Annotated in this window: 24 protein-coding genes and 1 other RNA gene; all 25 read right to left on the minus strand. The window is 40.5% G+C overall.

Going from position 1 to position 21450, the window contains the following annotated elements:
- Window positions 1–80: 80 nt before the first annotated feature.
- Window positions 81–605 carry a hypothetical protein gene (locus CUU59_RS05535; RefSeq protein ID WP_099951003.1) on the minus strand — a complete coding sequence of 175 codons (525 nt, stop codon included), beginning with the start codon at window positions 603–605 and terminating at the stop codon, window positions 81–83.
- The gene (locus CUU59_RS05540) at window positions 602–1129 is read right to left on the minus strand and encodes an ECF transporter S component (protein ID WP_169922870.1); all 528 of its coding nucleotides are present in this window, start codon (window positions 1127–1129) and stop codon (window positions 602–604) included. The genes CUU59_RS05535 and CUU59_RS05540 overlap by 4 nt, the downstream gene beginning before the upstream one ends.
- 125 nt (window positions 1130–1254) lie before the next feature.
- A complete protein-coding gene (locus CUU59_RS05545; RefSeq protein ID WP_099951005.1) occupies window positions 1255–2472 on the minus strand; it encodes an MFS transporter in 1218 nt (405 codons plus the stop codon).
- Between the two features lie 40 nt (window positions 2473–2512).
- The gene (locus CUU59_RS05550; protein ID WP_099951006.1) at window positions 2513–3685 is read right to left on the minus strand and encodes a homoserine dehydrogenase; all 1173 of its coding nucleotides are present in this window, start codon (window positions 3683–3685) and stop codon (window positions 2513–2515) included.
- Between the two features lie 63 nt (window positions 3686–3748).
- Entirely contained in the window at window positions 3749–4378 is a 630-nt protein-coding gene (locus CUU59_RS05555; RefSeq protein WP_099951007.1) for a phosphatase PAP2 family protein, read from the minus strand.
- Window positions 4379–4383: 5 nt separating this feature from the next.
- Window positions 4384–5133, minus strand: a complete 750-nt coding sequence (locus tag CUU59_RS05560; RefSeq protein ID WP_169922871.1) for an HAD family hydrolase — start codon at window positions 5131–5133, stop codon at window positions 4384–4386.
- 287 nt (window positions 5134–5420) lie between these two features.
- The gene (locus CUU59_RS05565; RefSeq protein WP_099951009.1) at window positions 5421–5612 is read right to left on the minus strand and encodes a helix-turn-helix domain-containing protein; all 192 of its coding nucleotides are present in this window, start codon (window positions 5610–5612) and stop codon (window positions 5421–5423) included.
- A gap of 296 nt (window positions 5613–5908) precedes the next feature.
- Window positions 5909–6242, minus strand: an RNA gene (rnpB, locus tag CUU59_RS05570) — RNase P RNA component class A.
- Between the two features lie 33 nt (window positions 6243–6275).
- Window positions 6276–7037 carry a Nif3-like dinuclear metal center hexameric protein gene (locus CUU59_RS05575; RefSeq protein ID WP_099951010.1) on the minus strand — a complete coding sequence of 254 codons (762 nt, stop codon included), beginning with the start codon at window positions 7035–7037 and terminating at the stop codon, window positions 6276–6278.
- Entirely contained in the window at window positions 7027–7686 is a 660-nt protein-coding gene (locus tag CUU59_RS05580; protein ID WP_099951011.1) for a tRNA (adenine(22)-N(1))-methyltransferase, read from the minus strand. Before CUU59_RS05580 ends, CUU59_RS05575 begins: the two co-directional genes overlap by 11 nt.
- Window positions 7686–8801, minus strand: a complete 1116-nt coding sequence (gene rpoD, locus CUU59_RS05585; RefSeq protein ID WP_281254435.1) for an RNA polymerase sigma factor RpoD — start codon at window positions 8799–8801, stop codon at window positions 7686–7688. Before rpoD ends, CUU59_RS05580 begins: the two co-directional genes overlap by 1 nt.
- Before the next feature lie 4 nt (window positions 8802–8805).
- Window positions 8806–10530, minus strand: a complete 1725-nt coding sequence (dnaG, locus tag CUU59_RS05590) for a DNA primase (protein ID WP_099951013.1) — start codon at window positions 10528–10530, stop codon at window positions 8806–8808.
- Window positions 10531–10533: 3 nt separating this feature from the next.
- A complete protein-coding gene (locus CUU59_RS05595) occupies window positions 10534–11544 on the minus strand; it encodes a deoxyguanosinetriphosphate triphosphohydrolase (protein ID WP_099951209.1) in 1011 nt (336 codons plus the stop codon).
- Window positions 11537–12355, minus strand: a complete 819-nt coding sequence (locus CUU59_RS05600) for a pyruvate, water dikinase regulatory protein (protein WP_099951014.1) — start codon at window positions 12353–12355, stop codon at window positions 11537–11539. The genes CUU59_RS05595 and CUU59_RS05600 overlap by 8 nt, the downstream gene beginning before the upstream one ends.
- Window positions 12356–14137: a glycine--tRNA ligase subunit beta gene (locus CUU59_RS05605; RefSeq protein WP_099951015.1), complete on the minus strand. Its 1782-nt coding sequence runs from the start codon at window positions 14135–14137 to the stop codon at window positions 12356–12358. It lies immediately after the preceding gene.
- Complete coding sequence (locus CUU59_RS05610) at window positions 14137–14934, minus strand: hypothetical protein (protein ID WP_099951016.1); 798 nt, start codon at window positions 14932–14934, stop codon at window positions 14137–14139. The genes CUU59_RS05605 and CUU59_RS05610 overlap by 1 nt, the downstream gene beginning before the upstream one ends.
- Entirely contained in the window at window positions 14927–15625 is a 699-nt protein-coding gene (gene recO, locus CUU59_RS05615; RefSeq protein ID WP_075574594.1) for a DNA repair protein RecO, read from the minus strand. The genes CUU59_RS05610 and recO overlap by 8 nt, the downstream gene beginning before the upstream one ends.
- Complete coding sequence (gene era / locus CUU59_RS05620) at window positions 15626–16495, minus strand: GTPase Era (protein WP_099951017.1); 870 nt, start codon at window positions 16493–16495, stop codon at window positions 15626–15628.
- On the minus strand, window positions 16492–16893 hold the full coding sequence (gene cdd, locus CUU59_RS05625) for a cytidine deaminase (protein ID WP_245870563.1): 402 nt from the start codon (window positions 16891–16893) through the stop codon (window positions 16492–16494). The genes era and cdd overlap by 4 nt, the downstream gene beginning before the upstream one ends.
- Window positions 16894–16895: 2 nt before the next feature.
- Window positions 16896–17600 carry a diacylglycerol kinase gene (locus tag CUU59_RS05630; protein ID WP_099951018.1) on the minus strand — a complete coding sequence of 235 codons (705 nt, stop codon included), beginning with the start codon at window positions 17598–17600 and terminating at the stop codon, window positions 16896–16898.
- Window positions 17590–18042, minus strand: a complete 453-nt coding sequence (ybeY, locus tag CUU59_RS05635) for an rRNA maturation RNase YbeY (RefSeq protein WP_245870564.1) — start codon at window positions 18040–18042, stop codon at window positions 17590–17592. The genes CUU59_RS05630 and ybeY overlap by 11 nt, the downstream gene beginning before the upstream one ends.
- Window positions 18026–19042: a PhoH family protein gene (locus tag CUU59_RS05640; protein WP_099951019.1), complete on the minus strand. Its 1017-nt coding sequence runs from the start codon at window positions 19040–19042 to the stop codon at window positions 18026–18028. Before CUU59_RS05640 ends, ybeY begins: the two co-directional genes overlap by 17 nt.
- A gap of 10 nt (window positions 19043–19052) precedes the next feature.
- The gene (locus CUU59_RS05645; protein WP_099951020.1) at window positions 19053–19637 is read right to left on the minus strand and encodes a hypothetical protein; all 585 of its coding nucleotides are present in this window, start codon (window positions 19635–19637) and stop codon (window positions 19053–19055) included.
- Between the two features lie 8 nt (window positions 19638–19645).
- Window positions 19646–20638, minus strand: coding sequence for a flotillin-like protein FloA (floA, locus tag CUU59_RS05650; protein WP_099951021.1), 993 nt, complete (start codon window positions 20636–20638; stop codon window positions 19646–19648).
- Window positions 20635–21312 carry an NfeD family protein gene (locus tag CUU59_RS05655; RefSeq protein WP_169922872.1) on the minus strand — a complete coding sequence of 226 codons (678 nt, stop codon included), beginning with the start codon at window positions 21310–21312 and terminating at the stop codon, window positions 20635–20637. The genes floA and CUU59_RS05655 overlap by 4 nt, the downstream gene beginning before the upstream one ends.
- Between the last annotated feature and the right edge of the window lie 138 nt (window positions 21313–21450).

Below are 21450 nucleotides of genomic sequence, written 5' to 3' on the forward strand. Positions count from 1 at the left end.
TTCTATACAATTATATATTTATACGCAAAAATCCTCCGCTGCTCGTGATATACACCCACAAAGCACGGAGGATTTATTTTTTAAATATATTTTTTTATGGCTGCCTCTATGTCTGCAGAATTCCTGATTATTGTCGCAGATTTGTGGGGCTTATATTTTTTCAAATATTTTCTCTCGTCCACAAACCAGCGGGATTCAAAATTTTTGTAGGCTTCAGGGCCCACCCGCCTCCTCACTCTTTTTTTGCAAAGATTTTTGTCGGCCTTTAAATAAAGGGACAAGTCCCTATATGAATCAAGGAGTTTGGTCGAAGAATATGACCCTTCCAGCAAAGTGATTTTTGCCGGTGGCGCGTACTTGATAGAATATTTTTGCTTTTTGCAATCAAAGGCTGGATAATAAAAGTCGTCTTCCTTTAAGGCCTTTGGCAGGATATTTTTAATAAAAAAAGGGGCGTTAAAGTTGCCCGCCAGCGGATGTTTCTTTTCGTTTGCAGGATAAAAGAAATCGTCCGCATGGAGAACTCTAAGGCCGTCAATTTTTAGGCCCTCAGACAAATGGCTTTTGCCAGAGCCCGAGGGTCCATCTAAAGTAACAAAAATCAATCGAAATCCCTTACATACTTTCTCAATAGTAAAATTACAATTGGAACTAAAATTATATGAAGGATAATGGCTGGTAAACCCTTAACAAACATTGATGTTACCCATGCACTAACTGAATACGGCTTGCTTATTGTAAGCATAAAAACATATTGGGCAAAACCGTAAACAATCCTACCTGCTACCATAGCCAAGGCTGTTGAAACAAAGGTGCCAATAGCATCTTTGGTTAGCATTTTTTGGAATAGACCTGAAAACAAACCGTATGAACCACATTCAACCATCATAACAAAGGCGTATGGGAATTGTGGCATGCTTGTGATAAGACTTGAAGTGAGAACTGTGAGTACTCCTACCAAAAGTCCATGGATTGGTCCCATAAGAGCTCCAGCAATTAAGGCTGGGATATGGATTGGTGAAAACATCCTTGACATATTTTCTCCAAGTTGGTGGAAAACCATTGGGAGAATAAGTCCAAGAGCGATAAAAAGTCCAATAAGAACAATGTCTTTTGTTTTAATTTTCATAAAAACCTCCTCTGACATAAGTCATTTTTTTATATATAAATCAGGGCGCGCCCTAAATTATATACTTTGTGTTAAATAATTTTATTTAAAAATATCACCAATCAACTCTATAATACTAAATATTACTATGATCTAATAAATATATAATAAAGCCCAAACACAATCAAAGCGATTGCAAAGGTATACTGGGTTGTTATAACCCCAAGTTCTTTTAATATCCATGCCCCAACAAAGTTTCCTATTGGTATTATGGATGACAATATACTCTCATTTATTGTAGCAACCCGGCCCAAGGTATCCTCAGATACACGCGATTGAACCAAGCTTATAAAGATTATATTCATATAGCTAATAAATATGCCGTTTAAAAATATTCCAATATAGCTGGCGTAGATAAATCTCTCCGCTAATGTCGGTATTAAGAGCCATGATATCCCCGCCATCATAAGGCAAAATGATACCATTTTCTTCATGGATATTTTTTCAATATTTTTTATTTGGCTAAGGCTTGCTCCTAATATTGATCCAATTGCACTAAAGGTCAGGAGTATTCCATAGCCTGTAGCTTCATCGCTGATCAATTCTGTCGAAAATCTGGGTAGGCCTACCATTGCTATTGCGTAAAAGAAATTTACAAATATCAATGGGACAATGAGTTTTAAAAGCTCTCCCTGATTTTTTAATTCAACAAATCCTTCTTTTAAATCCTCAAGATATTCTGAAATTGTTCCCTCTTCTTCGTAATCTTCACATTCCTCAAAATTAAAATTTTGATCGTAAGTAATTAGCGAATACAATTTGACTGCTACAAAGAATACGACCAGTGTGATAATTAAGTTAATCGGTATCAAGAGTTTTGCAATTAAAATTGTGGCTATTGCATTAAATAATATATCAAAAACTTTTTCCGATACATGGAACAAGCCATTTACTTTTACCAATGGTACGTCCTTGGCAACCATGGGTATCATCTTCATTTGCAAGGGATATAATATCGTGCTTGCAAGCGTTGTGATCGACATGCTTATTACCATTATTATAGCCCAAAATTTATTGGCTTCTATTCCAATTGTAAAGCTTAAAACAGTTAATACCATTACGTTTATTATTTGTACCAGAGAACAATTTACTAGCAATTTTTTGCTGTTTGAGTTGTCTATTAGTGGTCCAAACAAGAAGGATAAAACATCCGCTCCTGATTCAACTGCAAATATCAATCCCAATAAAAATGGGGATTGGAATCGCTCGTTAAAAAACCACATTATAATCATATATTGCAGGGAGTCAGCAATATTTGTGCTTATTCTCCCCCATAAAAGTGCTTTTGTGTCTCTGTTATACATAATTATCTGTTCCTATTTCAGTCTTACGGCCAAAGTCTACCTAGATTACATCCAGATCATCATATATTGCGAAAAAGAATCTTTCGTCTGTTTGTTCTATCTTCCACAACAATTCCAAACAGGTATCCAAGCCGATTGTCCTGGTTGTTAGAATAAAAGAATCTGCTGTTTCGTAAATGGAATGCACGTATGGGAGCAGGATTCTTTCGATCTTGTAACTGGTTTGATCGAAGGAAAAATAAAATTTATAGGAAACTATGGTTTCATCCACTGTTGCGTCGCCAACTTCAAAATGTGGCGATTGTTTTTTATTTAAAACCCTATACAGATCAAGGACTATGCCGTTTGCAGCGGAAAATTTGCCCGCACCCTCGCCTATGATTTGAATGTTGCCAACCACGTCTCCGGTAAAGCCTAAGAGGTTGTTGTTGCCGCCAACATTAGATCTTATCCTTTCATTTTTGTAAAGAACAGGGGCGACGATAGCCGCTATACGATTGTTGTCTATGCAAGCATAGGACATTAGTTTTGGTGTTAGCTTGTGCCTTTCAAAAAATCCAAAATCCAGATTTCTAATATTCTGTATGCCGTAAGTCGGTATGTCGTCTGGATTTAGTTTGATGTTAAAGGCCAGCATGGACGAAATGGCCAGTTTGTTTCTGGAGTCCACGCCCGATATATCGTCGAAATAATCTGGCTCCTGGTATCTGAGCATCCTGGATTTTAATAGGGCCTCTTCAAAATCTATTCCATCTTTTTTCATCAGGTCCAAGATAAAGTTTGTCGTCCCATTCATGCAACCAAAAACTTCGTCGATCTTATTTATTTGCTTGTACTCGTTCATCATATCAATCCAAGGAATGCCGGCGCCGACCGTGGATTCAAACAAAAATATTACTCCATTTTCCTCAGCCAGATCCAAAAGTTCTTTTAAATACCTGCTCACTAGCTCCTTATTTGAAGTGACCACATTTTTTCCAGCCTTCATGGCCGCTGTCACATATTCATAAGACGCCTGGTCGTCGCTCATTGTATCGACAATTGTCTCGATAGATTCATCCGATAAAATCTCATCAAAATTCCTGGTAAAGAGCCCACCAGTCCGGTCGTGTTTTACCAGGATTTTTTTTATTTCAAAATTGTCAGTATGGTTTTGAAGGACTGCGTAAACACCAGAACCAATATTCCCATAGCCGAGCAAAGCAATTTTCATAGTCCACCTCTGCAAATAATTATACCATTTATTATAACTTTAGTAAAGAAAAACAAGGGCCTTTTAGCTTTTTGCCTGGGTCCTATTTTTAAATTTATAAATACAAATATAAAGAGCTAGAGCGCTCGCTGCACCCAGGCTAAGGCCGCCCAAGATGTCCGATAAGAAGTGCACACCCACCATAATCCGGCTCATGGCCATGGCAAACATAAAAAGGCCTAAGAGGAATTTTAAAATGCGTTTGGTCCTGGCGTCTATTTTAGAATTTTCTACTACGAGCATTAGAGCCACAGAAATCGCCGCGGCCGCATTTGAGTGGCCACTGGGAAAACTAAAGCCAGACTCATCTATGAGCTTGTAGGCTGGCCTCTCCATCCTAATTAAATTTTTAAAAAGGAAATTTACCAAGGCACCGACACCTAAAGACAGGCCAACAAGGCCCCCTTTCCAAAACTTTTTGCAGGCAAAAAATATAAGGGCAATGGCAATTCCAATCCCAGTCGCCATAAGTGGATTAAATAGTGATGTAAAGGCCTTTACGATTTTAAAAGCTTCGGGACTTTTTAACAAAAAAGCCTGGCCAAAATCGTGGTCCAAGTCAGCCGTTAAATCAAAGACAACTAGGATTGACATTAGAGAAAAAAATATTAAAAGGCCAACTAGGACTTTTGTATAAGCTTTGTAGTTTTTCATGAATCTTATTCCTTGGAAAACAAAACTGGCTTAACTATGTCTAAAATTTCCTCAGCGGTCGTCGCCCTAGTTACATCGTAATTAACCTTTTGCTTGGAGAAGAAAATTGGATTTAAACCCACAGCAAGCGAACCAAAATAATCCGATTGGATATTGTCGCCCACCATAAAGGAATTTTCCACGTCGCATCCAGTTTCTTCTATAATTTTTTTATAAAATCTAGGGTCAGGCTTGCCGACCTCGTACTCGCCTGAAACAAATATATTATCAAAGTATTTTTCAGCCCCGCATGCTTTTATTTTTTTCCTTTGAGCAGCCTTGGTCCCGTTGGTAATAATTCCGGTCTTGGCATATTGCCTGATATAAGACACCGCCTCCAAAATTCCAGGCTTGGTCTCAGTGTACATGTCGCCGCCCTTATGAAAGGCTTCTTCAAAAGCCGCGCGGTCAAAGTCCACTCCCAAGTGATCAGCAAAGTCCCTGTAGACGCTGTCCTTAAAGCCTTGCAGGTCGCCGTAGTCGTAAGTGTCACCGTCCTCAAAATAAAAATCAATAGGATCAATGCCCACGGATTCGTTCACCACAAAATCCATGTGCCTTAGCATATTTTTCCTCAAAATCGTCCTCAGTTCTTTTTTAAAATTCACTTCAGACATTTGAATGCCAATAGCCCGTCTAACATTTCTAAATATATTATCATTAGTCTTGATAGTTTCAATTAAAGTCTCATCAAGGTCAAAAAATACGTAAATCATAAATTTCCTCCTTAAAAAATATTCTATCATAAAGCGATATCATATACAAGAAAAGATTTGAGAAAAAATTTGGTGGGGTGTTCCCAAAAAGTTGGACAAATAATTTGTTCATCTAAAAGAATGCTTTCTACTTGCTAACTAAATTTTTGAATGCGATTGTCAAGGGTTGCGAAGCAACTTGCATAGCCCTTGACATAAAGCTTATTCAAAAATTTATCATATAGCAAGAAAGCTTCTTTATGCTCTTTCTTTTTCTTCGTAATACTTGGCCCTTTTTTCATTTGGACTTAGGGTAAAGTTAAGGTGTTTCTTTTGTTTGAGTCCATAAAGGCATCTGGTCCGTATTCGTTGTATGTTTGGATCCAACCTTGAAGGGTTGTTTTGGGTATGTTGTTAATTTTTACAAATTTTCTAAGTGATAGTTTTGAGTTTAGATATTCTTCTACTTTTTTCTTTTTGTAGTCTTTGGTGTAGTCCATGTTCTCCTCCTTTTGTGTCCAATTTTCGGGGAACAGGACAGTCCACATAAAGTGGACCCTACACGCTTCGCGTATTTTTTAGTTTTATTATATTTAATTTTTCAATTCTCTCTACCTATATACATATATTTCGTAGGAAAATTCGATGAGAAAGGCGATGTACAGAAATTTTGCGAATGAGGTGGGCTTAGTACCCTCCGCAGTGAGCAAACATTTCGAAACAAGCCTTTATCGCGAATTTAACACGAAATTAACCGCAAATTTTTTCCTAAAGCAAAAAAGGACCCTACGGGTCCTCTCCTGGTAAATCTATAAGCCGTGTTCTGTATTAGACAGTTATCTGTCTTGGATATTAGTTACCTAATACCTCTAGCAACCTACCATTCTCGACTTGCCACGAGCAGCGGCAATTTTGTGTCGCTTCAGTTTTGCTCCGGATGGGGTTTGCATAGCCGATTAGTCGCCTAATCGCTGGTGAGCTCTTACCTCGCCTTTCCACCCTTACCGCATAAGCGGCGGTATCTCTCTGTTGCACTTTCCTTAGTGTCGCCACCACCGGGGGTTACCCGGCACCCTTGCTCTGTGGAGCACGGACTTTCCTCTATAAATAGCAACTGTCTGATTTACATTTTTTATTATAGCATTTTTATCTTTATTTTTCAATTAGCGAAAGGTTTTGTAAGTCTTGTGGATATTGGAAAAATCTTTTAAATACTCAGCCATTATATCCACAAAATGCATTTCGCTTTGGTCGTGGCCCAGGTCGATTAAATTTAGGTCTAATCTTTTTGCCAGCTGGGCGTCGTGGTATTTGACATCTCCAGTTATATAAAGATCAGCTCCCTTGGCTGCGGCAGCTCCAATATATGAAGCGCCTGATCCTCCCATATAGGCAATGTGATTTATGGGTTTATCATTTGCCTGATAAATCCTAGTGATATCAGCCAGCTTGTATTTGGCTAGGGCGACTTTGATTACATCTTCAATTTCTTCCATGCTTTGATTATCGGTCTCCATCATTACGCCAAAGTTCTGGTCTTCATCATTGACAAAATCGTAGTCAACGCTCTTTGCCATCTTTAAAAGCGGAGTTGCCTTCATGCCATCTTTGCTGGCGTCAAAAGGCGTATGGCAGGCGTAAATGGTGAGATCATTTTTAATAGCCAGGTCAATAATCTCGTAGGGAAAATCTCCCTTGACCAAGGACTTTATCCCAGAAAATATAAAGGGATGGTGGGCAAGTATTAAATTCGCCCCCAAGTCTATAGCCTCTTTGACATTGGCCACTTCTGCGTCCATGCAGATATAAATGCCCTTGAGGTCTGCGTCTAAATCGCCCACTTGAACTCCGCTGTTGTCCCAAGATGATTGGGTGAACAATGGAAATTTCTCTTCGATTTTATTAATGGCATCTTTAATTTTCAAAACGCTCCAACTCCTTTATCTCATTTTCTTTTTCTATAATAGCAGCGTTGTCCTTGCCGCTCTTGGTTTTTATTTCATTTATAATATTTTTTCTTTTTCTTATCTCATGATTTATATAATCTTTAAAAAGGGGATGGGCCTGCAACAATTTTGTGTAAGTATAATCTTCTTCGGCCTGGTCCTCTGTGTCCAGTAATTCAAAGACCATTACAAAATAATAGTGCTTTTTCTCCTTGACAATTAAATCTTGTGTCCGGGTAAAGCCCAGGTCGTAAAAAGTTTTTCTAACCTTTTCTGGCTCGGTCATGGGTTGAATTATAAATTTCTTTAGAGATTTGGTTTTCTCCTCGTCCGCGCAGACGATCTTTGCAATCAAATCTCCGCCCATACCTGCAATTACAAGGGCGTCTGCCTCTGCCTTTTCAATTGGCTTTAGGCCATCGCCCACCCTGCCCTCGTAGTCATAGGGCTTGTCTGCAAATAAAAGATTGGATTTTTCCAAGCAGTCGGCAGAAATATCCGTCGCTATTAATTTTTTTATCTTGCCTTTTTTAAAAAGTTCGAGGCCCACATAGCCGTGGTCGCAACCGACATCGGCTAGGCATTCCTCGAACTCAATCAGGTCAACTATCTGTTCTAGTCTATCCATTATTCTAAAAAGTCTTTCAATTTTTCGCTGCGTTTTGGATGGCGGAGCTTGCGCAGGGCCTTGGCTTCGATTTGTCTGATACGCTCTCTGGTAACATCAAAGACCTTGCCAACTTCTTCCAGCGTTCTCACCTTGCCATCATCCAGGCCAAAGCGTAAACGAATAACCTTTTGCTCACGCTCAGTTAAAAGTGAGAGCGTAGAGAAAAGTTCCTCGCGAAGCATGGTGTTGGTTGCAGATTCCTGTGGACTTGGGATGTCTTCATCAGGAATAAAATCGCCTAAGTGCGAGTCTTCTTCTTCGCCAATTGGAGTTTCAAGGCTGACAGGTTCTTGGGCAATTTTTTGAATTTCCCTGACCCTTTCAACATCTATATTCATTTCCTTGGCGACTTCCTCTGGGGTTGGTTCGCGGCCCAATTCTTGGACCAGTGACCTCTCAACTCTGAGGAGCCTATTGATGGTTTCAACCATGTGGACAGGGATTCTGATGGTCCTGGCTTGGTCGGCAATGGCACGAGTGATGGCCTGCCTAATCCACCAGGTCGCATAAGTTGAAAATTTAAAGCCCTTTTGGTATTCAAACTTTTCAACAGCCCTCATGAGGCCTAGATTGCCCTCTTGAATCAAATCCAAAAACGGCATGCCACGATTGATATATCTTTTGGCTATACTTACAACCAAGCGGAGATTGGCCTCTGCCAATTCAGCCTTGGCCGATTCGTCACCATCTTCAATACGCTTGGCAAGTTCAATTTCCTCGTCCATGGTGAGGAGGTCAACCTTGCCAATTTCCTTTAAGTACATCCTAACAGGGTCGTCAACCTTGGCTCCCTTTTGAACTTCGGATTCCTTGATTGCTTTTTTGCTATGGGCTTTTTTATCATCGGCCTTTTCCTTTGGAACTATGCCGACCGAATAAGACTCTTCGTCTGTTATTTCAATCTTGAGAGCTGCCATCTGATTGTAAATTTTTTCAATCTGCCAGACTTCCAGCTCAAAAGACGAGAGGTTTTCGTTGATGTCATTGTAGGTGACATGGCCCGTCTTTGTTCCAGCCTCAAACAAAAATAGCAGAGATTCCATTAAAGATTTTTGTTTTTGTATATTTTGCACTATATCATTTCCTTTCATGCATCTTATCAAGCTCTTCCAAAAGCTTCATCGCATCATCTATATTAGCCGCCGAATCGATCTCGTCTACCAACTTACCGGTACATTTGTACTCGCTGGCAGCCTTGACCTGGCGGTAAATATCACTTAACATTTTTTCAGTTTCCTTGGCAGTTAAATCCAACTTTTGCAGCCAGAATAATTGCTTTGTATTTATCCTGCCCTCTTGGTCCAGAATATTTTTAAGTTCATCAATATCAATTACATCTTCAGTCTCATAGATTTTTAAAATCAAATCGTAAAGGTATTTGACATTGTTCTCTGCAAGCATATCGCCTAGGCCCATATTGTCAAGATAAAGGGCGTTGGCCTTTTCAGTTACCATTACATTTATCAAAAGACGCGGCCACTTGTTCTCAGCCCGTGGAATTGTAAAATCGCTTTCGCTGTCCTCCTCGACCTTGGTGAGGGATGTAAATTCTTCCCTGATGGCGTCCATGCTTATATCGTAAGTCTTGGACAGGTGTTTTATATAAACGTCTCTTGAGATCGGATCGGGAACTTTTTTTATAAAATCCAAAACCGATCGCACAAAAGATATAAAGTCATCATGCCTATCCAGGTCCTTGCCCTCCAGACTATAGTCGATTACAAATTCAAAAGGCGACTTGGCAGCTAACAAAAGCGCTTTAAAACCGTCAACCCCGTAAGTATTTACATAGTCGTCTGGGTCCAGGCCGCCTGGTATAGAAATTATTTTTGGACTTACTCCTTGGTTTTGCAAAATTTCTATGTCCCGTAGGGTTGCAGATTTCCCAGCCCTGTCTCCGTCTAGGCACAGGTAAACTTCATTGCCAAAGCGCTTCAAGAGTTGGGCCTGTCTTTCAGTAAAGGCCGTACCAAGTGCTGCTACTACGTAATTAATACCCATTTGGTGGAGTTTTACTACATCGATATTGCCTTCGACCAACATAATCTTGTCGCGTTTTGTATTTTGCTGAACCAGATTTAAACCAAAAAGCATGTTGCCCTTGGTAAATTCCAGGCTATCTCTGGAGTTGTAGTATTTGGGTTCACCTTCACCAATAATCCGACCGCTAAAACCGCAGACACGTTTTTTTAAATCTATAATCGGAAAAACCAAGCGTGACCTAAAGAGATCATAGGTGTTTCCAGTTTTTTCGCTCTTGCCAATTAAATTTGCCTTCAAAAGCTCGTCTTCCCTGTAGCCCTTGGCAATGAGATAATCTTTGAGTGCCGACCATGAGTCGGGTGCGTAGCCCAAGCCAAAACGTTTAGCTGTGGCTGGCGTAATATTTCTATTTTTCAAATAGGCCATGGCCACTGGAGATTTAAAGAGCTGGTCTAAGTAAAAGTAAGCCGCCTCCCTGTGGATTTCGTAATACTTATCATCGGTCTTATGGCTTGGCGCCGCTGATGATTCTTCCAAAGGAATACGCGCTCGGTCTGCCAAAACTCTAATGGCTTCATTGAAGTCCAAATTTTCATACTTCATCAAAAATCCAATCACATCACCCGATTCTCCGCAGCCAAAGCACTTAAAAATTCCCAGTGATGGAGTGACCGTAAAGGACGGGGTCTTTTCTCCATGAAATGGGCAGAGGCCGACATAGGATTGGCCGCGTTTCTTGAGTGAAACATAAGAGCCAATAAAGTCGACAATATCGTTTGCATCTTTAATTTTTGCGATTGTATCTTCTGAAATATACATTTTTTAAACCCTTCTAAAACTTGTTGGTAAAAATAATTCCTTAAACTTCTCAATGGCAAATTGGTCTGTCATTCCTGCCACGTAGTCTGTGACAATTCTATCTATATCTTCGTCTTTATCATAAATTTTCAAATGGTCGCCCATGTCTTCTGGATGGGACTTGTAATGCTTATAGAGAGCTTCCAGGAGATTAAATATTTTTTCTCCTTGGACTGATGATCTCTCGTCTTGGTAAACGTTTTTAAACATAAAAGCTCGAAGGCTAAGCATGGCCTCTAATGTTGGGTCGGACATCAAAATATCGTCCTTGCCGTAGGAATTTTTTATAATATCCTTGACCAGGTAATCGATCCTGTCGCTGGGATTGTTGCCCAAAACCTCAGAAATTTCCTTAGGTATGTCTTCGTTTTTTAAAAATCCAGCTCGAATTGAGTCGTCTATATCGTGGTTGATATAGGCAATCCTATCTGCAAATTTAATTATCTTGCCCTCCAAAGTCGCCGCTTTGCCATCGCCCGAATGGTTCTTGATGCCGTCACGGACTTCCTTGGTAAGATTTAGCCCACGAAAATTTTTGTGAGGCTCGATAAATTCAACCACGCGAAGTGAATGCAAATTGTGTTTGAATTCATACTTGCTAATGGTGTTTAATGCATTTTCTCCGCTGTGGCCAAAGGGCGTGTGGCCCAAATCGTGGCCCAAAGCAATGGCCTCTGTCAGGTCCTCGTTTAGTCCAAGGGCCCTGGCAATAGTCCGGCCGATTTGTGCAACCTCAAGGGTGTGAGTAAGCCTGGTCCTAAAATGGTCACCAGCTGGAGCAATATAGACTTGCGTCTTGTGTTTTAATCTCCTAAAAGATTTTGAATGCAAAATCCTATCCCTGTCCCTTTGAAAATCTGTCCTAATGGAACACTTTTCCTCTTCCCTGTCCCGGCTTGCAGAATCTGAGAAACAGGCGTAGGGCGAGAGAATTTTGTGTTCGTTTGCCTCTAGGGTCTGTCTAATATTAGTCACGAATACCAAACCTCGCTTCCATGGTTTCAAGAATAATTTCGGCTGTCTCTTCTATGGCCTTGTTGGACACGTCAATAACTGTGCAGCCCAGCTCATCCATAACTTTTTTGGAATATTCAATTTCTTTTTCAATTCTGTCGGTCTCTGAGTACATGGAGTTTGCTGGAAGTCCAAGGGCAAGTAGCCTCTCGGCCCTGATTTTCATCATGGATTCCACATTTGTCTCCAAGCCAAAGACTCGTCTCTTATCTTTTTCGTAAAGCTCGCGAGCAAGGGGAACTTCAGGAACCAGGGGCACGTTTGCCACATAATAACCCTTGTTGGCCAAGTACATGCTAAGGGGTGTCTTACTGGTCCGGCTGATGCCGACCAAACAAATATCCGCCTTTAACACACCTCTTGGGTCCTTGCCGTCGTCATATTTAACTGCAAACTCAACTGCATTTACTGTTTGGAAATATTTTTCATCCATTCTCCTCAAAATTCCAGATTCCCTTATCGGGTTGTCGTGGAGGATATTAGAAATTGCAGTCAGAGGTTTTTTCATTATATCGATGGTCGGTATGCCAAGTTTCTTGGCCTGGTTCTCGATAAAATCCTGGTGGTCGGTCATAACCGTACTGTAAATTATAACCGAAGGGATGTCCCTAGCCTCGTCAATTGCCTCTAGGATTTGGTCCTTGGATAAAATATATGGGTATCTCTTGATTTCGTAATTGCAATTGGGAAATTGGGCCAGACAAGCGCGAGCAAGTTTGGTTCCCGTTTCTCCAACCGAGTCGCTTAGGACAAAAACTGTAATATCATACATCTATATCCACCTCCCTTCTAAATTATCTGCAAGGACCAGACTGGATTTACTGATTTCAGCCTCCTTATAAGAGTCCTTTAGCTTGTAAAATCTATCCTTGTATTCGTAAAGATGGTTAAAAAATTCCAGAGCATCATTGGACTTGTCACCTGCGTATTTTATTAAATCTGAAAAATCTGATTCAGATTCTGTAAAGTCGCCCTCTACTGGATCACTTGCTCCACCAATCATCTTCTTGTAAGCAATGAGGTCTTTTAAAAATTTCAGCTGGTCTTCGTCCTCAATGTTGGACAGGTCTTTTAAATCCATAAATAATTTATTGATGGGCTTGTCCTCTGTTATTAAAATATCCTCGTAGAAAATATTATTAATATTATTTTTGTAAAGGGTGTATTTAAATTGCCCTTTAAAAATTTCAAAGAGAGATTTAAAAACCTTGTCAAAGTCAAAAGCGCCCACAGAATTTTCTGCAAAAGCGTAAAGGCTGCTCTCAATCAAGTCCCTCAGGCTAAGCTCTGGCTTGATGCTTATCATTAGCTTCAAAATCTCATAGGCTTCTTTGAAGGCCCAGGAAGATTTTATATTGAGCTCACCCAAAATTTCCAGGCCTGCCAAGTCGTGCATCCTGTCGGCTATGGCCAAAACCGCACCGCCAATGGTCTCCGGCTCCCGACCAGTAAAATCTGGCAGGTATTGCTCTTTGATTGCATTTGCTGCAGAGGAATTATCCCTGTTTGCCTCAAAAATTTCCCCGCCCACTATGCCGCGGAGATTTTCGTAACATTTAACAGTTTGGGTCGCCAAGTCTGCCTTCATAAATTTGCTGGCCAGTCTTATGTTTTCCTCCATCTCATCAGCCAGCGACAGCTCGTCAACCAGGGAGCCAATAATGGACTCCAGGCGTTTGGTCTTGTCACTCATTGAGCCCAGGCTCTCTATATCTGAAATCCAAGATAGTTTCGGCAAATAAGCATCCAAAGTTTCCTCTGTATCTTTTTTAAAGAGCCTAGAAATGTTTTTGAGCTCTTCATTTATCATTTCACTTAAGCTGTTTTTGACTGGTCCAGGATCTGTACCCTCACGGTAAACTATGAGATAGAAATTTGAAATGGCCCCGTCCAAATAATACATGGCAAAAATTACATTGTGCTTGTGAAGGACACTTTCGATAATTGGCTCAGGCAGTTCCAAATAGGCCGCATCAAATTCGACTTCAGCAATGGATAGCTTGGAGTCAATCACAGATAAGGCTTCCACCCGTTCGTCCTCGTGCATGAGCTTTTTGCCGTTGGCCATGGCCCGTTTTTTAAGGGCTGTGGACATTTTTTCGTAGCCTTCTTTTTTGTCAGTGTAAAGGTAGGCCTTCATCTTTTCAAAATAATCTTCAGCAGAATCAATATTAATATAGTCTCTAAAATTTATCAGGTTTTGGTCTGAAGATTTTTTGCCGCCGATTTCTATGTCAAGCTTTTGATCGCCAAAAAAGGCGACTATATTTAAAATTGGCCTATAAAAAGCCTGGTATTCATTGAAGGTGTCAATGTCGCTTTGCCTAATGGCCTCAAAGACCTGGCCCAAATTTTCATTTAAAAATTCCGCCGAAGTATCCAAACTTGCTGTAACTACGACCCGATTTTTAAAAACCCTGACGTGGAGGGCGTTTTGTTTAATTTTTTCACTGAGGAGCCAGATGCGAAATTTTTCTAAAATTTCATACTCAACCAAGTCCACAGACTCAGTTCGAATGGGCTCCATGCTAACGTCTAAAACAAATTTCTCCATTAATTTCCCCTGTAATTTTCAATCAAACTTCCAATTATATCCTTGTAGTTGGAATTTATGCTTTCAATGTTTTCCTTGTACTTGTCTGAAAAAGTTCCCGTCTTAATCCGGATATATTCGTTCTGAATAATGGCCTTTAGAAGGGTGTTGTAAGCCAAGATGTACCTGGCCTTTTCCTTGTGCATCTCAATATCCAAAAAATATCTTTCTATTATCAAATAAAGATTTTCCAAGGTCCCGTCGTCTTCCATATAGTTTTCGTACTCGGCGTGCAGGGAATTTTCATAGTGCTTTTCTTCATTAGTTTCTCCCAAAATTTCCCTGATGGCGTCAATATTATACTCAGCTATCTGATTAATATTCAGAGTTTGCTCGCCCTTGATGGCCTTGGAATAATTAATAGTGGCAACTTCCTTGCAGTTGACAATAAGTATGGTGGAAACAATCAGGGAGTTTGAAAACCTGGCCTGATATTCCCTGGTCTCATAGGAAATATAATATTTTTCATCATCCAAACCCAATTCATTTAGGCTTGCAATCAGGTCCTTGACATTTAAATCTCCTTCCTTGGCATAAATTTTTAGTTTATGGGAAAAATATTTTCCGTTTGTATTGGAATTGTTGTAAAGGTCAGCGTAAGTCCCTTCGGTTGCAATGACATGGCTATCGCCAAAAGCGTACTCAAAAATCTCCTCAGCCGACAAAATATCGCTAGGAATAATTTCTGGCACGGAAATGTATTTAATTTGCCCGTAAGCTTTGTAGTAGTCAACAATTTTTGAAATGATATTATTCATAATACCTCCAATTTTTAAGTAATTCATAAGAATTAATTTTATTTAAATCCAAATTCAAGAGGGCATAAAAAACTGCCTTGTCCAAGAGGTCATAAGCCGTGTCTTTTATGTCTGCAAAACGCGAATTCATGGCCCTTACCACCATGTCTCTGTCTAGGCTCGTGACTGGTAAAATCATCCCCGACGAATCCATTTCATCCAGGCTGACAATACCGCTTTGGCTCAAGTAAAGAGAGCCCTCGCCCATATTTATATAGGGCTTGTAACCAAGTAGGCTCAGGTATTTAAAAATCCAAGCCGCCGTTAGATAATATGCGTTTTCCTCTGTCAGATTTTCCAAATAGGTTTTAGTTAGGGGATAAATGTTAGTCACTTGATATTCATTTTCCAGAGACTTTAAAAGGATTTCAGCCACTATATGGCCGGCAAAAAACACTTTATGGTCCCTGGCCATGGCCTCCATGCGGACAGTGGATTCAATCTCATCCAAATAATAAATAGTCCGACCCTCTCTTAAAACAAAATTGGTAATGCTCATCGTCTCAAGAGCCGGTGGGTCCACCCAGTTTTTGTTCCTGTAAATCCTTTGGCAGTTTATGGAAATCTTGCCCAGGTCGTCTGTAAGGACTGTCGCAATAGCGGATGATTCCTTGTATTTTATTAGCCTCAGAACAATTCCTTCAACCTTCATCTAAAACCATCTCGAGACAAGTCTGTCTTCCTTTCGCCAATTTTTTCTAGTCTTTATATCGATTTTAATTTTAACATTTTTGCCGCAAAAGTGAGTCATATCCTTTTCGGCATCTTTAATAATTTTATTAATCATAAACCCGTTTTTGCCAATTACAATGGCCTTGTGGCTGTCCCTTTCTATATACATAATGAAGCGGACTCGTATTTTGTCTTCGGTCTCTTCGTAATCGTCAATATCGATATAAATCCCGTGGGGAATTTCCTCGTCCAAGTGGATTAGGCATTTTTCCCTCAAAATCTCCCGCATAATATCGCGGACAGGTAGGTCTGTAATAAATTCGTCGTCGAAATATTTTGGGCCTTCGTCTAAAGTCTCATAAACATAATCCAAGAGCTCGTCAAAGCCATCTCCCCTCAAGGCAGAAATAAAAATCACCCGGTCAAAAATCCCCATATCTTGGTATTTTTCATCCAAGAGAACTTTTTCTTCTGGGGAAAGTTCATCAGACTTGTTTACTAAAAGCGCCTTGGGAGTTTTGTCCTCAGCCGCCAATTCAAAGACATCTGAATCCAAGCGACCAGTCTCCAAGGAGTTGTCGACCACATAAAGATTTATATCCCCATCTTTTAAATTGGCCAGGATTTCTTCGTTCATAACCCGATTTAATTTATTCTTTGGCCTTTGATAGCCGGGGTTGTCAAAAAACACCACCTGCATCCTCTCATCAGTGTAGATGAATTTCATGGGAACCCTGGTCGTCTGTGGCTTATTTGTAACGATTGCCAGTTTCTCGCCAATTAATCTATTTAAAATCGAACTCTTGCCAACATTGGGTCGGCCGATTAAATTTGCAAATCCGCTTTTCATTCTTCCTCCAATCTGAAGCCGTGTGGCAACAAATATTTTATCTTGTAAACTTCAACTTGACTCTCTGATTTCACGACAAAAACAGTGGCCTCAGGGCTGAGTTCGTAGATAACTTGCCTGCAAACTCCACAGGGAAAAGTAAAATCGTAGTCTCCGCAAACGGCAATCTTGGAAAATTTCCTTACACCCCTTGCCATGGCCCCGTAAATCGCATTTCTCTCAGCGCAGATGCTGGGAGCCAAAGTCATAGTCTCTATATTTGTGCCGGTGTAAATTTCTCCGTCGTCAGCCAAAATCGCTGCCCCAACTTTAAACTTAGTAATGGGCACATAGGCGTTTGATTTTACGTTCAAGCAAGCCTTTATTAATTTTTTATCAATTTCGCTAAAATTATACATAATCACCCAAAAATTAAAAATATAAAAATTCCAATAATAATTCCAAGCATGGCCCCGTAGATGGTGTCCATAGGCTTATGAATCTTGCCCTCAATCCTGGATTCAGCTACCAGCATAGCTAGGATAAAACCAAGGGTTATCACAAGAGCGCTGTTGGCATTAAATAAAATAATAGTTGCCATCAAAAAAGAAATCGCCGAGTGTCCAGAGACAACTCCCCCTTGGAAGTAGCTGCCGCGTTCCTTGGAGTACCTGGACTTGAGAGCAATAATAAGTAAAACTGTAAGTCCGACAGCAATTACAGTTAGGTGGACGGGATTTTGGTGGATGCCGCCCAAAAATCTTCGGCCGGCTGGGACCAGCTTGTCGTAAAAAATCAAATAACCTACAATGCATGCATAAAAAGCACTGAGTAAAACAGCTCCTGCTGCCACATCCTTGACCACCTTTACGATTGGATTAAAATCTTTGACCGTTGCATCGACCAGGTATTCGATGGACGTGTTTATCATCTCTGCAAAGAGTACAAAGACGATGGCCGTTATGAGCTGGACAAATTCCTGCTTGTTTAAATTAAACATGAGGCCGGCTAGCATGACAAGACCAGCGACCAGAAAATGAAATTTCATGTTGCGCTCGGTCTTAAAAACCTGCACCAGGCCGTTTGCTGCATTATTAAAAGATTTTAAAAACTTACTATCCTTCAAGGTCCTTCATAATCTCCTTTTCCATCTTTCGCATCAGCTGTTTATCGCGTTTTTCCATATGATCATAGCCCAGCAAATGCAAGACGCTGTGGACAGTCAAATAGCTAAGCTCCCTCAGATAAGAATTGCCGTAGGCCTTGGCCTGTCTTGTGAGTCGTTTCTTGCAAACCACAATATCGCCCAGCATTTGGTCATCAATGGGAAAGCTCAGCACATCGGTCACCCGGTCAATATTTCTAAAGTCGCGGTTAAGGCGTTTAATCTCAGATGGGTCGACCATGGTAAAGCTAAGCTCTGTGTTTTTTATATGGTGGACAGCCAAAGTTTTTTCTATGGCCAATTTAATGGCCGCGATTTCCTCTTTTGTCATTATAAATCTTGTGAAATTTAAAATCAAAGAAAAATTCTCAAAGTCAAAGGCCTTTTCATTTGTCGCTTGCATTTTTATCCTCGTTTTCTTTAGCCTTGCGTTTTTCTATTCTATCTTCAATGGCACGAACTTTTTTATCGTCGTTTTCGTAGGCCTCGATTACTCGTCTAACCAGAGGGTGTCTGACTATGTCGACCTTTTGCAATTCGACCATGCCAATGCCCCTTGTGTTTTTTAAAATATTTATGGCGTGCATGAGGCCAGACTTTTTGCCCCGTGGCAGGTCAGTCTGAGTCAAGTCGCCAGTTATAACCATCTTGGACGAATAGCCCAGACGAGTTAAAAACATTTTCATTTGCTCAGGCGTGGTGTTTTGCGCCTCGTCCAGAACTATGAAGCTCCTGTCCAAGGTCCGTCCACGCATGTATGCCAGGGGAGCGATTTCAATAATCCCCTTTTCAATGTATTTAGTATATTTTTCTGCACCCAAAATTTCGAAGAGGGCGTCATAGATTGGTCGCAAATATGGATCGACCTTTTCTTGGAGGTCGCCCGGCAAAAATCCAAGGCTCTCGCCAGCTTCAACAGCAGGACGAGTGAGTATTATCCGCTCAAATTGCTTGTTGCGCAGAGAATGTGCAGCCAAGGCAACGGCCAGATAAGTCTTGCCCGTTCCTGCAGGCCCGGTCCCAAAGACAATATCGTTTTCCATAATGGAATCAATATAGAGTTTTTGCCCCAAAGTTTTTGGATAAAGGGACTTGCCGTCGGCAGTATAGGCGATTTGTTTGGCATGCAAGTCCAAAACCTCGGCCTCCCTGTGGTCCCTGGCCAAATTAATTATATAATCAATTTCATTTATGCTGACTTCTTTTTTGGAAGCCTCGATAAACTTGGCCATGGTCTTAAGCACTCTGGCTGCCAGGTCCTCGTTTTCTCCGCTGACCTCAATAGAATTGTCTACAATCTTTATCTTGGTTCCCAATCTTTCCATCAGGTGGTTTATGTTTTTATCCAAATCACCGACCACCATATTTAAAATATCTACATCCGAAATTTCGCTTTTAATCATCTAACCTCCGCTATCTCATGGATACTGGTTTGTTTAATATCTCGCTAAAAATAATACCCTTTACCAGGTCATCATTTGTAATATTCTCTAGATCCAAACCCTTTTCTCCAGGTACAATGGCCTTGGGATCAGGATTTTTCTTGTGAGTCTTTTTTCTTCTTGATTTTTTGTTCTCTTCTATCAGGCAGACATCAGCTGCATCATTTTGATTAAGGCTTATCCCCTCTAGGCTCCTGCCTTCCATGCTGCTTCTGCCTTCCATGCTGTTGCCTGCACCACGCATCTTGATATTTTTATCAGAGCTGACCTTAGGCTTGTCTTTGTCTTTTGACTTCTTAATCTCCTTGATTTTTTCTTTTTTTAAGCCAGATACATCATCAATCTTCTCAAAGCCTTCTTTGCTATAAGCAGAGTCAACCTCTTTGACAAAGTCATCCAATTTTTTGGACAGGTCTGCAAAAATTCCGCCCGACCCCCGTGGATTTTTCTTGGGGGCGTAGGGTCTCTCCTTTTCATTTGGCCTAGGACCTGCAAGTTCGCTGAACCTGGAGATTATAGACGAAATCAAAAGGAAAATCAACAACATCCTAAACATAAGACCACCTATTTATCTTGGTTCTTGCCAATAGAATTTCTCATATCTGTATCCGCTTTTACATTTTGCAATTTATAATAATCAACTACTCCAAGATTACCGTTCTTCAAAGCTTCAGCCATAGCAAGTGGGACTTGAGCTTCATTTTCAATAACAAGAGCACGTTTTTCTTGAACAGCAGCCTTCATTTCTTGTTCCTTGGCCACAGCCATAGCACGTCTTTCTTCGGCTTTGGCTTGGGCGATTCTCATGTCGGCTTCAGCTTGGTCAGTCATGAGGTGAGCACCAATGTTTCTGCCAACGTCAACGTCAGCTATATCGATGGACAAAATTTCATAGGCTGTGCCTGAATCCAAACCCTTTTCCAAAACGGTTTGTGAAATGCTGTCTGGATTTTCCAAAACAGCTTCGTGGGTCATGCTGGAACCAACAGTAGTAACAATACCTTCACCAACACGGGCGATGATGGTCTCTTCACCAGCACCACCGACTAATCTTTCGATATTGGCGCGAACTGTAACTCTGGCCTTAACTATAACTTCGATACCGTTTTTACTTACGGCAGAAATATTTGGAGTTTCAATAACCTTTGGGTTAACACTAACTCTAACAGCTTCCAGCACATCACGGCCTGCCAGATCAATGGCAGCAGCTCTTTCAAATTCCAAATCAATATTTGCCCTTTGAGCAGCGATTAATGCGTCAACAAGTGTGTCAACATTACCACCAGCAAGATAGTGAGCTTCAAGCTCGTCAATCTTAATATCAATCCCAGCCTTGGTAGCCTTGATCAAAGGATTAATAATCTTGCCAGGTCTAACCCTTCTAAGCTTCATACCGATTAATGAACCAATGCTAACCTTAACATTTGAGAAAAATGCTGTGATCCATAGGCCAACTGGAACCATAGAGAAGAATATTACTAAAAATATTACAATCAGTCCTATGATAATAGGAGTTCCAAAACCAGCGCCTAAAGCCAACAAGTTAATTAAATTCATAATGTCTTCCTCCTTACAATAATCTTGTTATTACTTTCTCCTACAACTACAACCTCAGTTTGAGCTGGAATAAAATCCGCCTCTGAGTAGAGGTCGTAAACTTTATCTTCAATCACACCCTTGCCAGTAGGCCTTAGGGCAGAAGTGGTAATTCCTTCCTTTCCGACCAAGGATTCCCGGTCAGGAGTGGCCTTGGATTCTATATCGTCCTTAAGTACAAACTTTTGAAGCGACTTCACCCTGTAACCCTTTTTAGTAAAAATATAAATAGTTATTATGGAGAGCAAAATCAAGAGGCCAACAGTAAATATAGCCAGCTCAATCGAGCCAAGCATATTGGAAAGGCCCAAGGCAATTAGTCCCGCTCCCACAAAACCAAAAACCTGAACGCCCGGGACCATGATTTCCATGGCCAGCATCAAGACGCCCATCAGGCTTACAAAGAGCCAGACAATTTCAAAATCTGAGTGCACATAGCACAAATAAAAACAGCCAATAAAACTTGCAAAAGACAAGGTATAAAATAATTTTTTATACACAAACATACCAATGACAAAGGCTAAACTTGCGAAGATAAATAAAAATAAAGCAAGCTTGAGCTCGTTCATCATCTGGCTATGGTCAGTTGCAAAATTTGCTTGGCCTAAAATAAAATTAAAAAGTAAATTTTTCATAATCCACCCCATTTATCTTATACCCAAAAGGCGTCTAACATAACAAGATTGCGGACAAATTCGATTGATCAATCATTCATTAGCCATTGTATAGCATGGAGTCAATTTATTAGTGAGTCAATTATTAAAAATATCTCA

Source organism: Ezakiella peruensis, assembly GCF_900215725.1.
In the GTDB taxonomy this organism is placed as follows: domain Bacteria; phylum Bacillota; class Clostridia; order Tissierellales; family Peptoniphilaceae; genus Ezakiella; species Ezakiella peruensis.

Excerpts from the sequence above, each read along its gene's own strand:
- CUU59_RS05540 (WP_169922870.1), bottom strand. The coding sequence starts at position 1,129 with ATGAAAATTAAAACAAAAGACATTGTTCTTATTGGACTTTTTATCGCT.
- CUU59_RS05545 (WP_099951005.1), bottom strand. The coding sequence starts at position 2,472 with ATGTATAACAGAGACACAAAAGCACTTTTATGGGGGAGAATAAGCACA.
- CUU59_RS05550 (WP_099951006.1), bottom strand. The coding sequence starts at position 3,685 with ATGAAAATTGCTTTGCTCGGCTATGGGAATATTGGTTCTGGTGTTTAC.
- CUU59_RS05555 (WP_099951007.1), bottom strand. The coding sequence starts at position 4,378 with ATGAAAAACTACAAAGCTTATACAAAAGTCCTAGTTGGCCTTTTAATA.
- CUU59_RS05560 (WP_169922871.1), bottom strand. The coding sequence starts at position 5,133 with ATGATTTACGTATTTTTTGACCTTGATGAGACTTTAATTGAAACTATC.
- CUU59_RS05565 (WP_099951009.1), bottom strand. The coding sequence starts at position 5,612 with ATGGACTACACCAAAGACTACAAAAAGAAAAAAGTAGAAGAATATCTA.
- CUU59_RS05580 (WP_099951011.1), bottom strand. The coding sequence starts at position 7,686 with ATGGATAGACTAGAACAGATAGTTGACCTGATTGAGTTCGAGGAATGC.
- dnaG (WP_099951013.1), bottom strand. The coding sequence starts at position 10,530 with ATGTATATTTCAGAAGATACAATCGCAAAAATTAAAGATGCAAACGAT.
- CUU59_RS05600 (WP_099951014.1), bottom strand. The coding sequence starts at position 12,355 with ATGTATGATATTACAGTTTTTGTCCTAAGCGACTCGGTTGGAGAAACG.
- CUU59_RS05605 (WP_099951015.1), bottom strand. The coding sequence starts at position 14,137 with ATGGAGAAATTTGTTTTAGACGTTAGCATGGAGCCCATTCGAACTGAG.
- CUU59_RS05610 (WP_099951016.1), bottom strand. The coding sequence starts at position 14,934 with ATGAATAATATCATTTCAAAAATTGTTGACTACTACAAAGCTTACGGG.
- recO (WP_075574594.1), bottom strand. The coding sequence starts at position 15,625 with ATGAAGGTTGAAGGAATTGTTCTGAGGCTAATAAAATACAAGGAATCA.
- era (WP_099951017.1), bottom strand. The coding sequence starts at position 16,495 with ATGAAAAGCGGATTTGCAAATTTAATCGGCCGACCCAATGTTGGCAAG.
- cdd (WP_245870563.1), bottom strand. The coding sequence starts at position 16,893 with ATGTATAATTTTAGCGAAATTGATAAAAAATTAATAAAGGCTTGCTTG.
- ybeY (WP_245870564.1), bottom strand. The coding sequence starts at position 18,042 with ATGCAAGCGACAAATGAAAAGGCCTTTGACTTTGAGAATTTTTCTTTG.
- CUU59_RS05640 (WP_099951019.1), bottom strand. The coding sequence starts at position 19,042 with ATGATTAAAAGCGAAATTTCGGATGTAGATATTTTAAATATGGTGGTC.
- CUU59_RS05645 (WP_099951020.1), bottom strand. The coding sequence starts at position 19,637 with ATGTTTAGGATGTTGTTGATTTTCCTTTTGATTTCGTCTATAATCTCC.
- floA (WP_099951021.1), bottom strand. The coding sequence starts at position 20,638 with ATGAATTTAATTAACTTGTTGGCTTTAGGCGCTGGTTTTGGAACTCCT.
- CUU59_RS05655 (WP_169922872.1), bottom strand. The coding sequence starts at position 21,312 with ATGAAAAATTTACTTTTTAATTTTATTTTAGGCCAAGCAAATTTTGCA.